This window comes from Streptomyces longhuiensis, assembly GCF_020616555.1.
GTDB classification, from domain to species: domain Bacteria; phylum Actinomycetota; class Actinomycetes; order Streptomycetales; family Streptomycetaceae; genus Streptomyces; species Streptomyces longhuiensis.
On the sequence record NZ_CP085173.1, the window covers coordinates 8,282,362 to 8,298,553 of the forward strand.

At 71.4% G+C, this 16,192-nt stretch carries 15 protein-coding genes; 12 read left to right on the top strand and 3 right to left on the bottom strand.

Translation table 11 applies throughout. The features are described 5' to 3' along the window. Nucleotides 1-76 precede the first annotated feature (76 nt). Nucleotides 77-769, top strand: coding sequence for a TetR/AcrR family transcriptional regulator (locus LGI35_RS37735; RefSeq protein ID WP_227298881.1), 693 nt, complete (start codon nt 77-79; stop codon nt 767-769). 22 nt (nt 770-791) lie between these two features. Here the strand turns inward: LGI35_RS37735 and LGI35_RS37740 are convergent, their stop codons facing one another. Further along, the gene (locus LGI35_RS37740; RefSeq protein WP_227298882.1) at nt 792-1,502 is read right to left on the bottom strand and encodes a FadR/GntR family transcriptional regulator; all 711 of its coding nucleotides are present in this window, start codon (nt 1,500-1,502) and stop codon (nt 792-794) included. Nucleotides 1,503-1,680: 178 nt separating this feature from the next. Here LGI35_RS37740 and LGI35_RS37745 point away from each other — a divergent pair, with 178 nt between their 5' ends. The 8 genes from LGI35_RS37745 to LGI35_RS37780 are packed head-to-tail and all read left to right on the top strand — an operon-like array spanning nt 1,681 to nt 9,617. Beyond that, nucleotides 1,681-2,757, top strand: coding sequence for a sugar ABC transporter substrate-binding protein (locus LGI35_RS37745; protein WP_227298884.1), 1,077 nt, complete (start codon nt 1,681-1,683; stop codon nt 2,755-2,757). Continuing rightward, nucleotides 2,754-4,283, top strand: coding sequence for a sugar ABC transporter ATP-binding protein (locus tag LGI35_RS37750; protein ID WP_227298886.1), 1,530 nt, complete (start codon nt 2,754-2,756; stop codon nt 4,281-4,283). The genes LGI35_RS37745 and LGI35_RS37750 overlap by 4 nt, the downstream gene beginning before the upstream one ends. Next, nucleotides 4,276-5,310, top strand: coding sequence for an ABC transporter permease (locus LGI35_RS37755; RefSeq protein WP_227298887.1), 1,035 nt, complete (start codon nt 4,276-4,278; stop codon nt 5,308-5,310). The genes LGI35_RS37750 and LGI35_RS37755 overlap by 8 nt, the downstream gene beginning before the upstream one ends. Before the next feature lie 27 nt (nt 5,311-5,337). Further along, nucleotides 5,338-6,693: an L-fuconate dehydratase gene (locus LGI35_RS37760; protein ID WP_227298889.1), complete on the top strand. Its 1,356-nt coding sequence runs from the start codon at nt 5,338-5,340 to the stop codon at nt 6,691-6,693. A 14-nt stretch (nt 6,694-6,707) separates the two neighbouring features. Next, a complete protein-coding gene (locus LGI35_RS37765) occupies nt 6,708-7,463 on the top strand; it encodes an SDR family NAD(P)-dependent oxidoreductase (protein WP_227300692.1) in 756 nt (251 codons plus the stop codon). Between the two features lie 5 nt (nt 7,464-7,468). Next, complete coding sequence (locus LGI35_RS37770; protein WP_227298891.1) at nt 7,469-8,464, top strand: aldo/keto reductase; 996 nt, start codon at nt 7,469-7,471, stop codon at nt 8,462-8,464. Beyond that, on the top strand, nt 8,461-8,772 hold the full coding sequence (locus tag LGI35_RS37775) for an L-rhamnose mutarotase (protein ID WP_227298893.1): 312 nt from the start codon (nt 8,461-8,463) through the stop codon (nt 8,770-8,772). Before LGI35_RS37770 ends, LGI35_RS37775 begins: the two co-directional genes overlap by 4 nt. Next, nucleotides 8,772-9,617 (top strand): amidohydrolase family protein, encoded by an 846-nt coding sequence (locus tag LGI35_RS37780; RefSeq protein ID WP_227298894.1) that lies wholly within the window; start codon nt 8,772-8,774, stop codon nt 9,615-9,617. The genes LGI35_RS37775 and LGI35_RS37780 overlap by 1 nt, the downstream gene beginning before the upstream one ends. Here the strand turns inward: LGI35_RS37780 and LGI35_RS37785 are convergent. Next, nucleotides 9,605-11,035 carry a lipase maturation factor family protein gene (locus tag LGI35_RS37785; RefSeq protein WP_227298896.1) on the bottom strand — a complete coding sequence of 477 codons (1,431 nt, stop codon included), beginning with the start codon at nt 11,033-11,035 and terminating at the stop codon, nt 9,605-9,607. The genes LGI35_RS37780 and LGI35_RS37785 overlap by 13 nt on opposite strands. Nucleotides 11,036-11,187: 152 nt before the next feature. Here LGI35_RS37785 and LGI35_RS37790 point away from each other — a divergent pair, with 152 nt between their 5' ends. The 3 genes from LGI35_RS37790 (at nt 11,188) to LGI35_RS37800 (ending at nt 15,447) form a co-directional block, all read left to right on the top strand. Further along, entirely contained in the window at nt 11,188-12,294 is a 1,107-nt protein-coding gene (locus tag LGI35_RS37790; RefSeq protein ID WP_227298898.1) for a DUF6777 domain-containing protein, read from the top strand. A 136-nt stretch (nt 12,295-12,430) separates the two neighbouring features. Further along, on the top strand, nt 12,431-14,527 hold the full coding sequence (locus tag LGI35_RS37795; protein WP_227298900.1) for a SpoIIE family protein phosphatase: 2,097 nt from the start codon (nt 12,431-12,433) through the stop codon (nt 14,525-14,527). A gap of 59 nt (nt 14,528-14,586) precedes the next feature. Continuing rightward, entirely contained in the window at nt 14,587-15,447 is an 861-nt protein-coding gene (locus LGI35_RS37800; protein WP_227298901.1) for an Fpg/Nei family DNA glycosylase, read from the top strand. A gap of 46 nt (nt 15,448-15,493) precedes the next feature. Here the strand turns inward: LGI35_RS37800 and LGI35_RS37805 are convergent, their stop codons facing one another. Next, nucleotides 15,494-16,144 carry a zf-HC2 domain-containing protein gene (locus tag LGI35_RS37805; protein WP_227298903.1) on the bottom strand — a complete coding sequence of 217 codons (651 nt, stop codon included), beginning with the start codon at nt 16,142-16,144 and terminating at the stop codon, nt 15,494-15,496. Between the last annotated feature and the right edge of the window lie 48 nt (nt 16,145-16,192).

Below are 16,192 nucleotides of genomic sequence, written 5' to 3' on the forward strand. Positions count from 1 at the left end.
AAACAGGCCTTGTCAATGTTGCGTCAATGGTGTTGACATAAGGGGAACGGGCGGCGGCGACGGAAGGGGATTCGGTATGACCGAAGGGCGGATTCCGGTGGAGCGGCGGCGCCGCAAGCCGACCAAGTCGGGGGTGCTGCTCTCCGGTGACCTGATCGTCGACTGCGCCCTGCGCCTGGTCGGCCAGCACGGGCCCGACGCGCTGAGCGTGCGCAGGCTGGGCGCCGCGCTCGGCTGCGACCCGAGTGCGGTCTACCGCTACTTCCACAACACGGACGACCTGCTCCTGGCCGTCGCCGACCGGATCATCGGCGAGAGCATGGCCGGCTTCACGCGGAGCGACGACTGGGTCGCGGACCTGCGGACCATGGCGCGACGGATCCATCGCGCCTACAGCGACCACCCGCGGATCGCCGCCATGGCCGCGTACCGGGTGACGCGGCGGATCAACGAGGTCAAGGCGGTGGAGACGGGAATCGGGCTGCTGCGGAGCGCGGGCTTCGACGAGGTCACGGCTGTGCGGTACTACGCGGCGTTCGTCGACACGGCGCTCGGGCACGCGGCCCTGGACGCCTCCCATCTGGCGCTGCCGCCCGAGCGGCGCGCCCAGGACCACAGCGCCTGGACGGACATCTACCAGTCGCTCCCGGCGGACACGTACCCACAACTCGACGCCGTGCGGGAGCACTTGCCCCTCATGGCGCAGAGCTCCTTCGGGACGGCGCTGGAACTGCTGCTCTCGGCGCTCGCGGCACAGGCGCCGCGCTGAGCCTCCTTCTCGCGGGGCGCGATCAGGACGGCTCGGCGTCGAGCTGGCTGCGCATCCAGGCCTCGACCTCGCCCACATGGGCCGCCGCCGCGGCGCGCGCCGCCTCCGGGTCCCGGGCGACCAGCGCGCGGTGGATACGGGCGTGCTCGCGGCCCGTGCGCTCGAAGGCGCCCTCTTCCTGGTAGCCGCGCCACACGCGGGCCCGGAACGTCCGTGACGACAGCCCCTCCAGGATCGCGGCCATCGTGTCGTTGCCCGCGGCCGTGGCGATCGCCCGGTGGAACGCGAGGTCGTGGGAGAGGATCTCCTCGGGGTCGTCCGTCGCCGCCATCGCCGCCAAGTGCAGCTCCACCTCGGCGAGTTGCTCCGGGGTGATGCGCGCGGCCGCCAGCGCGGTCGCCGTCGACTCGAGCACGCGGCGCACCTCCATCAGCTCCACAAGACGCGGGCCGCGCGAGAGATCCGCGACGACGCCGAAAGTCTCCAGGAGATCCCCGGCGTTCAACTGCGTGACGTAGATGCCCGATCCGTGCCGCGCCTCCAGGACGCCGAGGACGGTGAGCGCCCTGATCGCCTCACGCATGGAGCTGCGCGAGATGCCGAGCTGGGTGGCCAGATCGCGCTCCGTCGGCAGCCGCTGGCCCGGCTCGAGCAGTCCCTCGCCGATCATCGCCTTGATCTGCTCGATGGCCCGCTGCGTCACGGTGCCCTTCTGCGGGGCGGTCTGTTCCACGGACGCTCCTCAATATGCCGGTGCGCCGCAGTCTAGCCAGAGATGTGGTCCGACCACTACGGCTTGAAACACGGAAAAGTTGGCAACGAGGGGTGTTGTGGCCGCCAAGTGGTCTGATAAATATTTCCGCCATCAGGTACCAGAAGTCGCTCGATCTCGCTCGATGAGGAGCCGTCAGATGGCCGGCAGAACAGTGCGCAAGCGGAACAGGTCGCGGATCGTCGGCGCGGCGGCGGTCGCCGCTTGCGCCGCCCTGGTGCTCTCCGCGTGCGGCAGCACGAAGGACGACGTCGCCTCCGGCGGCAAGGGCGGCGGCGACGGAAAGGGCAAGGTCGGGGTCATCCTGCCCCTGCTCACCTCGCCCTTCTGGCAGTCGTACAACGACTACGTGCCGAAGATGGCGAAGTCCGAGAGCGTGGACGCGCTCAAGACGGTCAACTCCAACAGTGACCCCTCGCAGCAGATCACGGACATCAACAACCAGCTCAACCAGGGCGTCAAGGGCCTCGTCGTCGCGCCCCTCGACAGCGCCGCGATCTCCGCCGGCCTCGACCAGGCCGAACGCAAGGGCGTCCCCGTCGTCGCCGTGGACGTCGCGCCCGAGAAGGGCAAGGTCGCCATGGTCGTACGCGCCAACAACGTCGCGTACGGCGAGAAGGCCTGCGAGTATCTCGGCCAGCAGGTCAAGACGGGCAAGGTCGTCCAGATCATGGGTGACCTCGCCTCCGTGAACGGCCGCGAGCGCTCGCAGGCGTTCCGTGACTGCGTCAAGAAGAAGTACCCGGACCTCAAGGTCCTGGAGATCCCCGCCAAGTGGGAGTCCGACACCGCCGCGTCCAAGCTGGACACCCTCCTCAACGCCAACCCCGACATCAAGGGCATCTACATGCAGGCGGGCGGCGTCTACCTCGCGCCCACCCTGCAGACCCTCAAGTCCAAGGGCCTGCTGAAGAAGACCGGCGAGAAGGGCCACATCACGATCGTCTCGAACGACGGCATCCCGCAGGAGTTCGCCGCGATCCGCAAGGGCCAGATCGACGCGACCGTCTCCCAGCCCGCCGACGCCTACGCCAAGTACGGCATGTACTACATCAAGGCGGCGATGCAGGGGAAGACGTTCAAGCCCGGTCCCACCGACCACGACTCGGAGATCGTCAAGCTGCCCAGCGGCATCCTGGAGGACCAGCTGCCCGCGCCGCTCGTCACCAAGGACAACGTCGACGACCCGAAGCTCTGGGGAAACACGGTCAAATGAGCACCTCGACGACAACCACGCCGGCGGTCAGGCCGCTGGTCGAGGCGTCGGGCATCGCCAAGCGGTACGGTCCCACGGTCGCCCTGCAGGACGGTCGCCTGACCGTCCTGCCCGGCGAGTCCCACGCCCTCGTGGGCCGCAACGGCGCCGGCAAGTCCACCCTGGTCACGGTCCTCACCGGCCTCCAGGCGCCGGACGCGGGCACCCTGCTGTTCGACGGCGAGCCCGCGCCCCCGCTCAGCGACCGCGACGCCTGGCGCGCCAAGGTCGCCTGCGTCTACCAGAAGCCGACCGTCGTACCCGAACTCACGGTTGCCGAGAACCTCTTCATCAACCGGCAGCCCGGCAGCCGCCGCGGCTTCTTCTCCTGGCGCAAGCTCCAGGAGGAAGCCGCGCAGGTCCTCGACACCTGGGACATCCACGTCGACCCCGACGCCCGCACCGCCGACCTCAAGGTCGAGGACCGCCAAATGGTGGAGATCGCCAGGGCGTTGAGCGGCGGCGCCCGCTTCATCGTCCTCGACGAACCCACCGCACAGCTCGACAACCGCGAGATCGAGCGCCTCTTCACCCGCATGCGCGCCCTCCAGGAATCCGGCGTCACGTTCCTGTTCATCTCGCACCACCTCCAGGAGGTGTACGAGGTCTGCCAGACGGTCACCGTGCTGCGCGACGCCCGCTGGATCACCACGGCGCCCGTCGCGGAACTGCCGCGCGCCGCACTGGTGGAGGCGATGGCCGGCGAGGTCATCGCCGAGGAGCGCGCGGCCGCCCGCGCCGCCGTGGAACACGAGCCCGACGCCACCGTTCTCCTCGACGCGCGCGGCCTGACCTCGGAGGCGTACCACGACGTCGACCTGGCCATCCGCAGCGGCGAGGTCGTCGGGCTCGCCGGATCCAGCGGCAGCGGAAAGATCCAGCTCGCCGAGGCGTTCGCCGGACTGCACACGCCCTCCGCGGGGACGGCCCAACTGGACGGCAGGAAGCTGCCGTTCGGTGATGTGGGCGCCGCGCTCGCGGCGGGCGTCGGCTGCGTGCCGCGCGACCGGCACGACCAGGGACTCGTCACCGGCATGACCATCGGCGACAACGCCACCATGAGCGTCCTCGGTCGCCTGGGCCGCCACGGCTTCGTCGGCACGGACCGCAAGCGCCGCTTCGCCGCCGACCTGATCGACCGCCTCGACATCCACGCGGAGGGCCCCGACCAGCCCGTGTCCGACCTCTCCGGCGGCAACGCCCAGAAGGTCGTCATGGCCCGCGCCCTCGCCTCCGACCCCCGCCTTCTCGTCCTCATCAACCCCACCGCGGGCGTCGACGTGAAGTCCAAGGAGTCCCTGCTGTCCCGCATGGACAGCGCCCGCGAGGACGGCACCGCGGTCCTCGTCGTCTCCGACGAGCTCGACGACCTGCGCCGCTGCGACCGGGTCCTCGTCCTCTTCCACGGGAAGGTCGTCGCCGAGCACGCCGCCGGCTGGAACGACCACGAGCTGATCGCCTCCATCGAAGGAGTGGACCATGGCTGACATCAAGGCCCCGTCGGCCTCACCCGCCACCCCCGTACGGCTGCCCGGCAAAGGGTCCGCGAAGAACGTCCTGCTGCGCCGGGCCCGCGAACTCGCCCTTGTACCTGCCCTGTTGCTGCTGATGGTGCTCGGAGCGGTCGTCAACGAATCGTTCCTCACCGAACGCAACCTGATCTCCATCCTCGGCGCGTCCGCCGCCCTCGCGATGGTCGTGCTCGCCGAGTCGCTCGTCCTGATCACCGGCAAGTTCGACCTGTCCCTGGAGTCGGTGGTCGGCATCGCGCCCGCCGTCGGTGCCCTGCTCGTCCTCCCGGTCTCCCAGTCCGGATTCGGCACCGAGTTCCCGACCGTGCTCGCGCTGCTCGCGATCCTCGTCGTGGGCGCGGCGATCGGGGCCTTCAACGGCATCCTCGTCGTGAAGTTCAAGCTCAACGCCTTCATCGTGACGCTGGCGATGCTGATCGTCCTGCGCGGACTCCTCGTCGGCGCGACCAAGGGCAAGACGCTGTTCGGGATGCCCGACGCGTTCTTCTCCCTCGCCACCACCACGTTCCTGCGGATCCCGATGTCGGTGTGGCTGGCCGCCGTCGCCTTCGGCGTGGTGGGCCTCATCCTGAAGTACCACCGGATCGGCCGCGCCCTGTACGCCATCGGCGGCAACGCCGACGCCGCACGCGCGGCGGGAATCCGCGTCGAGCGCGTGATGCTCGGCGTGTTCGTCGTCGCGGGCGTCCTCGCCTCGGTCGGCGGGATCATGCAGACCGGCTACGTCGGAGCGATCAGCGCCAACCAGGGCAACAACATGATCTTCACCGTGTTCGCGGCGGCGGTCATCGGCGGCATCAGCCTCGACGGCGGCAAGGGCACCATGTTCGGTGCGCTCACCGGCGTCCTGCTGCTCGGTGTCGTCCAGAACCTGCTGACCCTCGCCCAGGTTCCGTCGTTCTGGATCCAGGCCATCTACGGCGGAATCATCCTCCTCGCCCTGATGATCGCCCGTGTGACGACCGGCCGCGCCCAGGACTGACCCCCGCCTCAGCAAGAAAGGCCACCCGTGTCTCCAACTGCCGCCCGAATCACCGCGGTTGACACCTATGACATCCGGTTCCCGACCTCCAGGGAGCTGGACGGATCCGACGCCATGAACCCGGACCCCGACTACTCCGCCGCCTACGTCGTGCTCCGCACCGACGCCGCCGACGGAGTCGAGGGGCACGGATTCACGTTCACCATCGGTCGTGGCAACGATGTCCAGGTCGCCGCGATCGATGCCCTGCGGCACCATGTCGTCGGCCGGGGGGTCGACGAACTGTGCGCCGACCCGGGGACGTTGAACCGCGACCTGATCGGCGACAGCCAGCTCCGCTGGCTCGGGCCCGAGAAGGGCGTGATGCACATGGCGATCGGTGCCGTCGTCAACGCCGTGTGGGACCTGGCGGCCAAGCGCGCCCGCAAGCCGCTGTGGCAGTTCCTGGCCGACGCGACACCCGAGTGGCTCGTCTCGCAGATCGACTTCCGCTACATCGCCGACGCGCTCACCCCCGACGACGCGCTCGCGCTCCTCAGATCGGGCCGCGAGGGCGCGGCGGAACGCGAGAGTGCCCTGCGCGAGCGCGGCTTCCCCGGCTACACCACCTCACCCGGCTGGCTCGGCTACTCCGACGAGAAGCTCGGCCGGCTCGCCCGGCAGGCCGTCGCCGACGGCTTCCGGCAGATCAAGCTGAAGGTCGGCGCGGACCTCGCCGACGACATCCGCCGCTGCCGCACCGCCCGCTCGGTGATCGGCCCGGACATCCGCATGGCGATCGACGCCAACCAGCGGTGGAACGTCGGCGAGGCCATCGAGTGGACCAAGGCGCTCGCCGAGTTCGACCCGTACTGGGTGGAGGAGCCGACCAGCCCCGACGACGTCCTCGGCCACGCCGCGATCCGCAGGGCCGTCGCGCCCGTGAAGGTCGCCACCGGCGAACACGTCCAGAACCGCATCATCTTCAAGCAGCTCCTCCAGGCCGGCGCCATCGACATCCTGCAGATCGACGCGGCCCGCGTCGGCGGCGTCAACGAGAACCTCGCCATCCTGCTGCTCGCCGCCAAGTTCGGCGTCCCCGTGTGCCCGCACGCGGGCGGCGTCGGCCTGTGCGAACTCGTCCAGCACCTCTCGATGTTCGACTACGTCGCCGTCGCGGGCACCACGCAGGACCGTGTCATCGAGTACGTCGACCATCTGCACGGCCACTTCATCGACCCCGTCGTCATGCGCGACGGCCACTACACGGCCCCGACCACGCCCGGCTTCTCCGCCGCGATGCGGCCCGAGTCCATCGCGGAGTACACCTACCCGGACGGCGCGTTCTGGGCCGCCGACCTCGCCCGGCAGGGCGCCACCGACCAGAAGGGTGCAGCGGCATGACCGACGCCAGCGACGTGCAGGACTTCGCGGGGCTCAAGGCCCTCGTCACCGGCGGAGCGTCCGGGATCGGCCGGGCCACCGCCGAACTTCTCGCCGCCCGCGGCGCGAGCGTCGCCGTGCTCGACCTCGACCCGGGCAGCGTCGACAAGCCGCTGCGCGGCTACACCGCCGACGTCAGCGACGACGCCTCCGTCCGCGCCGCCGTGGCCGCCGCCGTGACGGACCTCGGCGGCCTCGACGTCCTAGTCAACAACGCGGGCATCGGCGCCCAGGGCACCGTCGAGGACAACGACGACGACCAGTGGCACCGCGTCCTCGACGTCAATGTCCTCGGCATCGTCCGCACCACGCGCGCAGCCCTGCCCCATCTGAGGGACTCCGCACACGCGGCGATCGTCAACACCTGCTCCATCGCCGCGACGGCCGGCCTCCCGCAGCGCGCCCTGTACTCGGCGTCGAAGGGCGCCGTGTACTCCCTGACGCTCGCCATGGCCGCCGACCACGTCCGCGAAGGGGTGCGCGTCAACTGCGTCAACCCGGGGACCGTGGACACCCCATGGGTCGGCCGACTGCTGTCCGCCGCCCCCGACCCGGCCGCCGAGCGCGCGGCCCTCGCATCCCGTCAGCCCACGGGCCGTCTGGTCTCCGCCGCCGAAGTCGCCGGCGCCGTGGCGTACTTGGCGAGCCCGCTGTCCGGCGCCACCACGGGCACCGCCCTGGCCGTCGACGGCGGCATGCAGGGCCTGCGGCTGCGCCCCGCGGGCCAGTGATCGCCATGCGCACCCGCACCCTGGGCCGCAGCGGCGTCGACGTCACCGAGCTGTCCTTCGGCGCCGCCGGTATCGGCAACCTGTACGCGCCCGTCACCGACGAGGAGGCCCGGGCCGCCGTCGACGCGGCCTGGGACGCGGGCATCCGCTACTTCGACACGGCGCCGCACTACGGCATCGGCCTGTCCGAGCGGCGCCTCGGCGAGGCACTCGCGGCCCGGGACCGGTCGGCGTACACGGTCTCCACCAAGGCGGGACGTCTCCTCGTGCCTGCCGGGGAGGGCGGGGGCGACGACCTGGAGAACGGGTTCGCCGTGCCCGCCACGCACCGTCGCGTCTGGGACTTCAGCGCGGACGGGGTGCGCCGCTCCCTGGAGGACAGCCTGACGCGGCTGGGCCTCGACCGCGTCGACGTCGTCCACCTGCACGACCCGGACAGCCACGGCGAGCAGGCGTTCCACGAGGCCTACCCGGCCCTTGAGCGGCTGCGCGCCGAGGGTGTCGTCGGGGCGATCGGCGCGGGCATGAACCAGTCCGCGATGCTCACCCGGTTCGTCCGCGACACCGACGTGGACGCCGTCCTGTGCGCGGGCCGCTACACCCTCCTCGACCAGGAGGCGCTGACGGAGCTGCTGCCCGAGGCGCAGGCGCGCGGCACGTCGGTCGTCGTCGGCGGCGTGTTCAACTCCGGCCTCCTCGCCGACCCCCGGCCCGGCGCGACGTACGACTACGCGGCGGCGCCCCGCGAAGTCCTCGACCGTGCGTACCGGTTGAAGGACGTGGCGCAGCGGCACGGCATCACCCTGCGCGCGGCCGCGCTCGCCTTCCCGTTCGGCCATCCTGCGGTGGCGAGCGTCCTGGTCGGCACCCGCTCGCCGCACGAAGTCCGCGACACCGCACAGCAGTTCACCGTCGCCGTACCGGCCGCGTTCTGGAGGGACGCCCGCGCCGCGGGACTTCTTGCCGACGGCGTCCCCGTCCCCGGAGAGGAGCACGCGTGAGAATCGCCCTGCACACCAAGGTCCGCGCCGACCGTATCGAGGCGTACGAGGCCGCCCACCGTGAGGTCCCGGCCGAACTCCGGAAGGCCATCAGCGCGGCCGGCGCCACGTCGTGGACCATCTGGCGCAGCGGGACCGACCTGTTCCACGTCCTGGAGTGCGAGGACTACGCCCGTATGCTCGCCGAGCTGGACAAGCTGCCGGAGAACATCGCCTGGCAGGCCCGGATGGCCGAGCTGCTCGACGTCGTCCACGACTACTCGGCCGACGGCGCCGACGCGGGCCTGCCCGTCGTGTGGGAGCTGTGATGACCGCCATCGTCGACGCGCACCACCACGTCTGGGACCTCTCCGTGCGGGACCAGGACTGGATCACCGGCGAGCAACTCGCCCCGATCCGAAAGGACTTCACGCTGGACGACCTGGCGCCCCTGGCGCGCAAGTCCGGTGTCACGGCCACCGTCCTCGTGCAGACCGTCACCGTCGAGGAGGAGACCCCGGAGTTCCTCGCCCTCGCGCACGACAGTGAACTCGTGGCCGCGGTGGTCGGCTGGGCCGATCTCACGCGCCCGGACATCGGCGACACCCTGGCCCGGCTCGCCGAACTCCCGGGCGGGCGTCACCTGAAGGGCATCCGCCACCAGGTCCAGGGGGAACCCGACCCCGAGTGGCTGCTGCGGCCCGACGTGCGCCGGGGCCTCGAGGCCGTCGCCGACGCCGGTCTGGTCTACGACCTGGTGGTCCTGCCGACCCAGCTCCCCGCCTGCGCCGCGGCGGCCGCCGCTCTGCCCGGCCTCACCTTCGTCCTCGACCACTGCGGCAAGCCGCCCGTCGCGTCGGGCGCCACCGAGCCGTGGACCGACGACCTGCGCGCGCTGGCGGCCTTCCCCAACACGGTGTGCAAACTCTCCGGCCTGGTCACCGAGGCCGACTGGGCGACCTGGACGCCGGGGGCGCTTCGGCCGTACGCCGACACGGTTCTGGAGGCGTTCGGGCCCGACCGCGTGATGTTCGGCTCGGACTGGCCGGTGTGCAATCTGGCTGCGACCTACGAACAAGTACTGGAAGCGGCACAGGAGTTGACGGGCTCGCTGACGACGCCTGAGCGTGACGCGGTCTTCGGCGGCACGGCGACCCGCGTCTACCGGCTTTGAATCCGGGAGGCGGCAAGCCGTGTCGGCCTCAGGAAGTCGCGTACGTACGTCCGCTCCCAGCAGGCACCCGTCGCCCGCAGCTCGCGCCATGTGGTGAAGCGATAGCGGTAGAGCCGGGCCCGGACGTACGCGGGCGGTGCGTCGGCGGGGAACGGGGAGTGGCGCAGGAGCCGCAACGTGTCGCGGTCGCCGGTCAGGAGGCGCTCGATGAGGCCGCCGAACCAGGACTCCGCGTACAGGGGGGAGAGCGCCGCGAACCACATCAGCCAGTCGAGCCGAAGATGGTAGGGGGCGAACTGGCGTGGCCAACGCCCCGGATCGCCCGGCTTGCCCCTGAACTCGTAGACCAGCCAGGAGGATTCCTCGCGCGGCACCGGGTCGGCCGTGCCCTCGATGACGATCTCGTGCCGGATGCGCCCGACCGAACCGAAGGCGCCGTACGCGTTGACGAGGTGCAGGGAGTCGTAGGAGCGGTTCATGGACTGGCGACGGGACAGCAGGTTGAGCGCCGGGTGGTAGCTCAGCGCGACGACGAGTGCGGTGACGGCGATGACGACGCACTCGTACCAGAGCGGGGCGGCGGCCGGGTGCGGCGGCTCGCGCAGGAGGGAGAAGTCCACCGCCGTCACGGCGAGCAGGATCGTGAGCCAGTTCAGCCACGCGAAGTTGCCGGACAGGACCAGCCACAGCTGGGTGAGGATCATCAGGCAGGCCGCGCCCGTCGCGATCGGCTGCGGGGTGAACAGGAGCACGGGAACGACGAGTTGGGTCACGTGGTTGGCCCCGGCCTCGACGCGGTGCAGGGGGCGCGGCAGCCGGTGGAAGAACCAGCTCAGCGGGCCCGGCATCGGCTGTGTCTCATGGTGGTAGTAGAGGCACGTCAGCTTCCGCCAGCACTCGTCGCCGCGCATCTTGATCAGGCCCGCGCCGAACTCGACGCGGAAGAGGACCCAGCGCAGGAGCAGCAGTACGAGCAGTGGTGGCGCCACCCGTTCGTTCCCGAGGAAGACGGCGAGGAAGCCCACCTCCAGCAGCAGTGACTCCCAGCCGAACGCGTACCAGGTCTGCCCGACGTTCACGATCGACAGATAGAGCACCCACGGCACCACCCACAGCACCATGGCTGCCCACAGCGGTACCCGGTCGGCGAGGCCCGCGACGAGCGCGGCCGACACCGCGGCCCCGCCCCAGGCGACGACCGCGAAGAACCGGTCCGAGTAGTACGCCCTGAACAGCGTCGGGGCCTGCCGCCACGGCATGCGCGCCAGATAGCGCGGAACCGGCAGCATGCCGCGCTCGCCGATCAGCGCCCGGAACTGCAGAGCCGCCCCCACGAAGGCCACGAGATACAGCGCGGCCAGACCGCGCTGGAAGATCAGGCGGCCGAGCCAGTACCCGGGCGAGCTGAACCACTCCACCTCTCCAGTGTGACGGAGGGTGAGCGCGATGGGCGTGCGGGATCGCATTGCGCTTGCGAGGTGCCCGATTTCGCCGCAAACAATGGGGCAAAGTGCCCATATGTAGGCGGGAGAACACGGTGCGCTCACCCACCAGGATCTTTGTCAGTGCCTTGGCGATATCCGCCGCGCTCCTGGTCGCCGGATGCTCGGGGGACAGCGGCAACGGCGCGTCGGCCGCCAAGGGGGAGCTCTTCCTCCAGCCCGTGGCCGAGACGGGCCCCGACCCGTTCACCGACTCCACCGCCAAGAGCACCGAGACCCCCGCGCCCGTCACCCGAACGCCGCAGCCGCCGTCACCGAGCGGCACCGCCTCCGCGAACACGCAGGGCATGCACCCCGTCGACGGCGCGACCCCCGGCCTCTACGGCGGCACGCAGTCCGTCGGAAGCTGCGACGTCGAGAAGCAGGTCGGCTTCCTCACCTCGGACCCGGCCAAGGAACGCGCCTTCGCCGACGTCGAAGGCATCTCCGCGGCCTCCGTCCCGGACTTCCTGCGCGGCCTCACGCCCGTCGTCCTGCGCGCCGACACCCGCGTCACCAACCACGGCTACCGCTCCGGAGAGGCGACGAGCTACCAGGCCGTGCTCCAGGCCGGCACCGCCGTCCTCGTCGACGACCGGGGGATGCCCCGGGTGCGGTGCGCGTGCGGCAACCCGCTGAAGCCGCCCGTCGCGATCAAGGGGACGCCGAACACCCAGGGGCAGCAGTGGTCCGGCTACCGGCCCACGCAGGTCGTGGTGGTCACGCCGGCCCCGAAGGTCATCACGAACATCGTCATCGTGAACATCACCGACAACACCTGGATCGAGCGGAAGGTCGGTGACGACGGGCAGCACGACAAGCGCGTGCCGCCGCCCCCGATGCCGAAGCCCCACCCCTCCGACAACTCCGCGTCGCCCTCGCCGTCGTCCCCGTCGTCGTCCCCGTCCACCTCCACGTCGCCGAGCTCGAGCGGCAGCACCAGCCCGTCGGAGTCCTCCAACAGCGCCAGCCCCCCGTCGTCACAGCCGCCCTCCTCGGAGGAGTCGGCGCCGGCCTCCGAGCCCGCGAGCCCGCCGACCAGCGCGCCCGGCGACACCGACGTCCCCACGGACTCGCCTCCCGGCGACGGCTCCAGCGACCTCGGCCCGGACACCGTCCCCGACAGCCCCGACCTGCCCGACGGCGGCGGCCTCATCCCCGACGTGCCGTCCGCCGAGAGCGTCTTCTCCAGCTGACGCCCCATCCGGGCGAAGCGCGCCGGTGGCCGTCGCACCGACACGGCCCCTGGCGCGCTCCGGGCTGCGCCCAGGGCCGTCCGGAGTACGCCGTGCCCGGCATGCGAGTGATTCGCGGTGCGCCTAGCGTGGCCCCATGGAAGCCGCCGGTACGGGGGGCGGGGAGCCGATCGACTGCACGCACTGCGGCAGGGCGACGGGGGACGCCTCCTGCTGCTTCCTCGCCGAGTTCGGGGGCCACCTGGGCATCGGCAGCTTCGACTGGGACCTCGACACCGGCCTGATGCACATGGACGCCAAGGCCCACGAGATCTTCGACGTACGCCCCGACGAGTACGACGGGCGCCCCGAGTCGCTCGACATCCGTGTCCCCCCGACCGAGGCCACCCGCCTCGACGGCATCGTCGCCACGGCCCTCAAGAGCAGCAACGAGAACTACGGCGCCTACTTCCGCATCAAATGCCGCAACGGCAGGATGCGCTGGACCCACACCCAGGGCTACATCAGACGCGACGACACCGGCCGTCCGCGCCGCATCGTCGGCCTCGTCCGCGACGCCACCCAGGAACTCAGCGACAGCACGGCCCGCCGCGAACAGGACGCCCTGCGCCGCCGCCAGACCAGTGTCGTCCAGGGCACCACCGCCGCCCTCGCGCACGCCCGCACCGTCCAGGACGTCATCGACGTCCTCAAGGACAGCCACGGCCTCCAGCACCTCGGCGCGACCAGCCTCGTCATGGGCCTCGTCAGGGCCGGCCGCATCCACCTGGTCGCCGACGGCCCCGAGGGCAGCTTCGTGCCCGGCACCAAGGTCACACGGATCGACGAGCCGTACCCCATGGGCGACGTCGTACGCACCCTCGCGCCCCGCTTCATCGAGTCCCCCGACGACTTCGCCGAGTCCTACCCGCTGCTGTGGCCGCACATCACCCAGCTCGAGATCACGGCCGCGGCCTACCTGCCGCTCATCGCCCAGGCCCGCCCCATCGGTGCGCTCGGCCTGCTCTACATGGACAAGCGCGGCTTCACCGAGGAGGAGCGCAACGTCCTCGTCGCCCTCGGCAGCAGCATCGCCCAGAGCCTCCAGCGCGCGATGTTCTACGAGCAGGAGAAGGACCTCGCCCAGGGCCTCCAGCAGGCCATGCTGCCCCGCACCATCCCCGCCGTCTCCGGCGCCGACATCGCCGTCCGCTACCGCTCGGCCGCCCTCGGCCGCGACATCGGAGGTGACTGGTACGACGTGATCCCGCTGCCCGGCGGACGCGTCGGCGCCGTCATCGGCGACGTCCAGGGACACGACACCCACGCCGCCGCCGTCATGGGACAGCTGCGCATCGTGCTGCGCGCGTACGCCGCCGAGGGGCACACGCCCGCCACCGTCATGGCCCGCGCCTCCGTCTTCCTCCACGAACTCGACACCGAGCGGTTCGCGACCTGCCTGTACGCGGAGGCCGACCTGTCGACCGGGGTCGTCCAGCTCGTGCGCGCCGGGCACCTGGACCCGCTGCTGCGCCTCACCGACGGGACCTGCCGCAGACTGCCCGTCGACGGCGGCCTGCCGCTGGGCCTCTCCGCCGAGTTCGGCCGGCTCGAATACCCGGTCGGGACCGTCGAACTCGACCCGGGCCAGGCACTGATCCTGTGCACCGACGGCCTCGTCGAGCAGCCGGGCACCGACCTCGACGACGGACTGCAGGCCCTCACGACCCTCGTCGGCACCGGCCCCCACGACCTCGGTGACCTCGGCGACCTGCTGTGCGAGAGCGTCGACGAACGCGGCGGTGACGACGACGTCGCCCTGCTCCTGCTGCGCCGCCGCGGCATCGGCGCGCCCCAGTCGGGCGGCCGTCTCCAGCAGCATGTCGCGCCGAACGACCCCGAGGCACTGAGAGAGGCCCGGCACATGATCAGGGCCGCCGTCCGGGCCTGGGGCGCGGGCGGACGGGCGGACGAGATAGAGCTCGTCGCCGACGAGATGATCACCAACGCGCTGATGCACACCGACGGCCCCGCGGTCGTCACCCTGCGCGTGATCACCGCGTCCGACCGCAGACTGCGTGTGGACGTCGAGGACACCTCCAGCGCGCTCCCGCGCCGGCGCGAGGCGGGCGAGGACGGCGTCTCGGGGCGCGGCCTGCTCCTCGTGGACCGGCTCGCGGACGTGTGGGGCGTGGAGGCGCGGGGGAGCGGCAAGTGCGTGTGGTGCGAGTTCGTGGTGCCGGCCAGGGACTGACCGGCGGCGCGGTGACGGCTCACCTGGCACTGTCGGTGCCCGGTGGCACTCTTGGACGTATGCCGGAACTTCCCGAGGTCGAAGCGCTGACGGACTTCCTCACCGAGCATCTGGTGGGGCACGAGATCGTCCGCGTCCTGCCCGTCGCCGTGAGTGTCCTGAAGACGTACGACCCGCCGCCCGCCGCCCTGGAGGGCCGCACGGTCACGGGCGTGACGCGGCACGGCAAGTTCCTCGACCTCGACGCGGACGGGCTGCACCTCGTCACGCACCTCGCCCGCGCGGGCTGGCTCCACTGGAAGGACCGGCTCCCCGACGGCGCGCCGCGCCCCGGCAGAGGACCGCTCGCCCTGCGCGTCGCCCTGGAGGACGGGGAGGGCTTCGACCTCACCGAGGCGGGCACCCAGAAGAGTCTCGCGGTGTACGTCGTCCACGACCCGGCCGATGTCCCAGGCATCGCGAGACTCGGCCCCGACCCGCTCGCCGACGGCTTCGACGAGGCGCGCTTCGCCGCCCTCCTGGACGGCGAGCGGCGGCAGATCAAGGGGGCGCTGCGCGACCAGAGCCTCATCGCGGGCATCGGGAACGCGTACAGCGACGAGATCCTGCACGCCGCGAAGATGTCCCCCTTCAAGCTCGCGTCGAGCCTGACCGCCGACGACGTGTCGGTCCTCCACAAGGCCCTGCGCGACACGCTGACCGAGGCCGTCGAGCGCTCCCGCGGCGTCGCGGCCGGGCGGCTCAAGGCCGAGAAGAAGAGCGGGCTGCGGGTGCACGGCAGAGCGGGCGAGAAGTGCCCGGTGTGCGGCGACACGATCCGCGAGGTGTCCTTCCACGACTCGTCGCTCCAGTACTGCGCGACCTGCCAGACGGGCGGCAAGCCGCTCGCGGACCGCAGGATGTCGAAGCTCCTGAAGTGACCACCCCTGGGAGCGCTGCCCGAAGTCGACTGCCAGGAAAGGGGGTTCACCGCATGGGGATGGTCACCAGACGCGTTCCGTCCGTGGTCCGCACCTCGAAGCGGGCGATCTCCCGAGGGTGGAACGCCACCGCGCTCTCCGTCGTGGTCGCCGCGGCGTCATGGGCCCGCGCGGCCCAGGTCGTCACGGTCTGCCGTGAACCGTCCTTGCCGACGGCCACCAGTTCGCACACGCGGGGACCGTGCGCGTCACGGACCTCGATCCCCACCGCGGTACCCCACTCGCGGCCGGACGCCGTCAGCGACGCCGACACCCCGGTCCGCGCGTCCCGCGCGTCCAGGCGCACGGCGTCGTCGCCGGATCCGCCCAGGACCACGACACCCGGCCCCGCCACGGCGAGCACGACCGCCGCCGCCATCGCGCACAGCCACCGCCTGCGCCCCGCCCGGCGCACCCGCTCCATCCGCGACAGCAGTCCGTCCAGGAGCACGGGACCCGCCTCGGCCACGGTCTCCACGGCGGGCGGCGTCGCCCGCACGTACAGCGCCAGCGCCGCCGTCGTGGACCCGAACTCACCGACCCGCGCCACGCACCGGGGACACTGCCCGAGATGGTCCTCGAAGCGGAACCGGTCCGCCTCGTCGAGGACGCCCAGCGCGTAGGCGCCGACGTCGCGATGCCGATCCAGGGACCTCATGCCGTTCCTCGCGTCGTACGTGTCTGACCTCTGACCGGACGGTGTGCC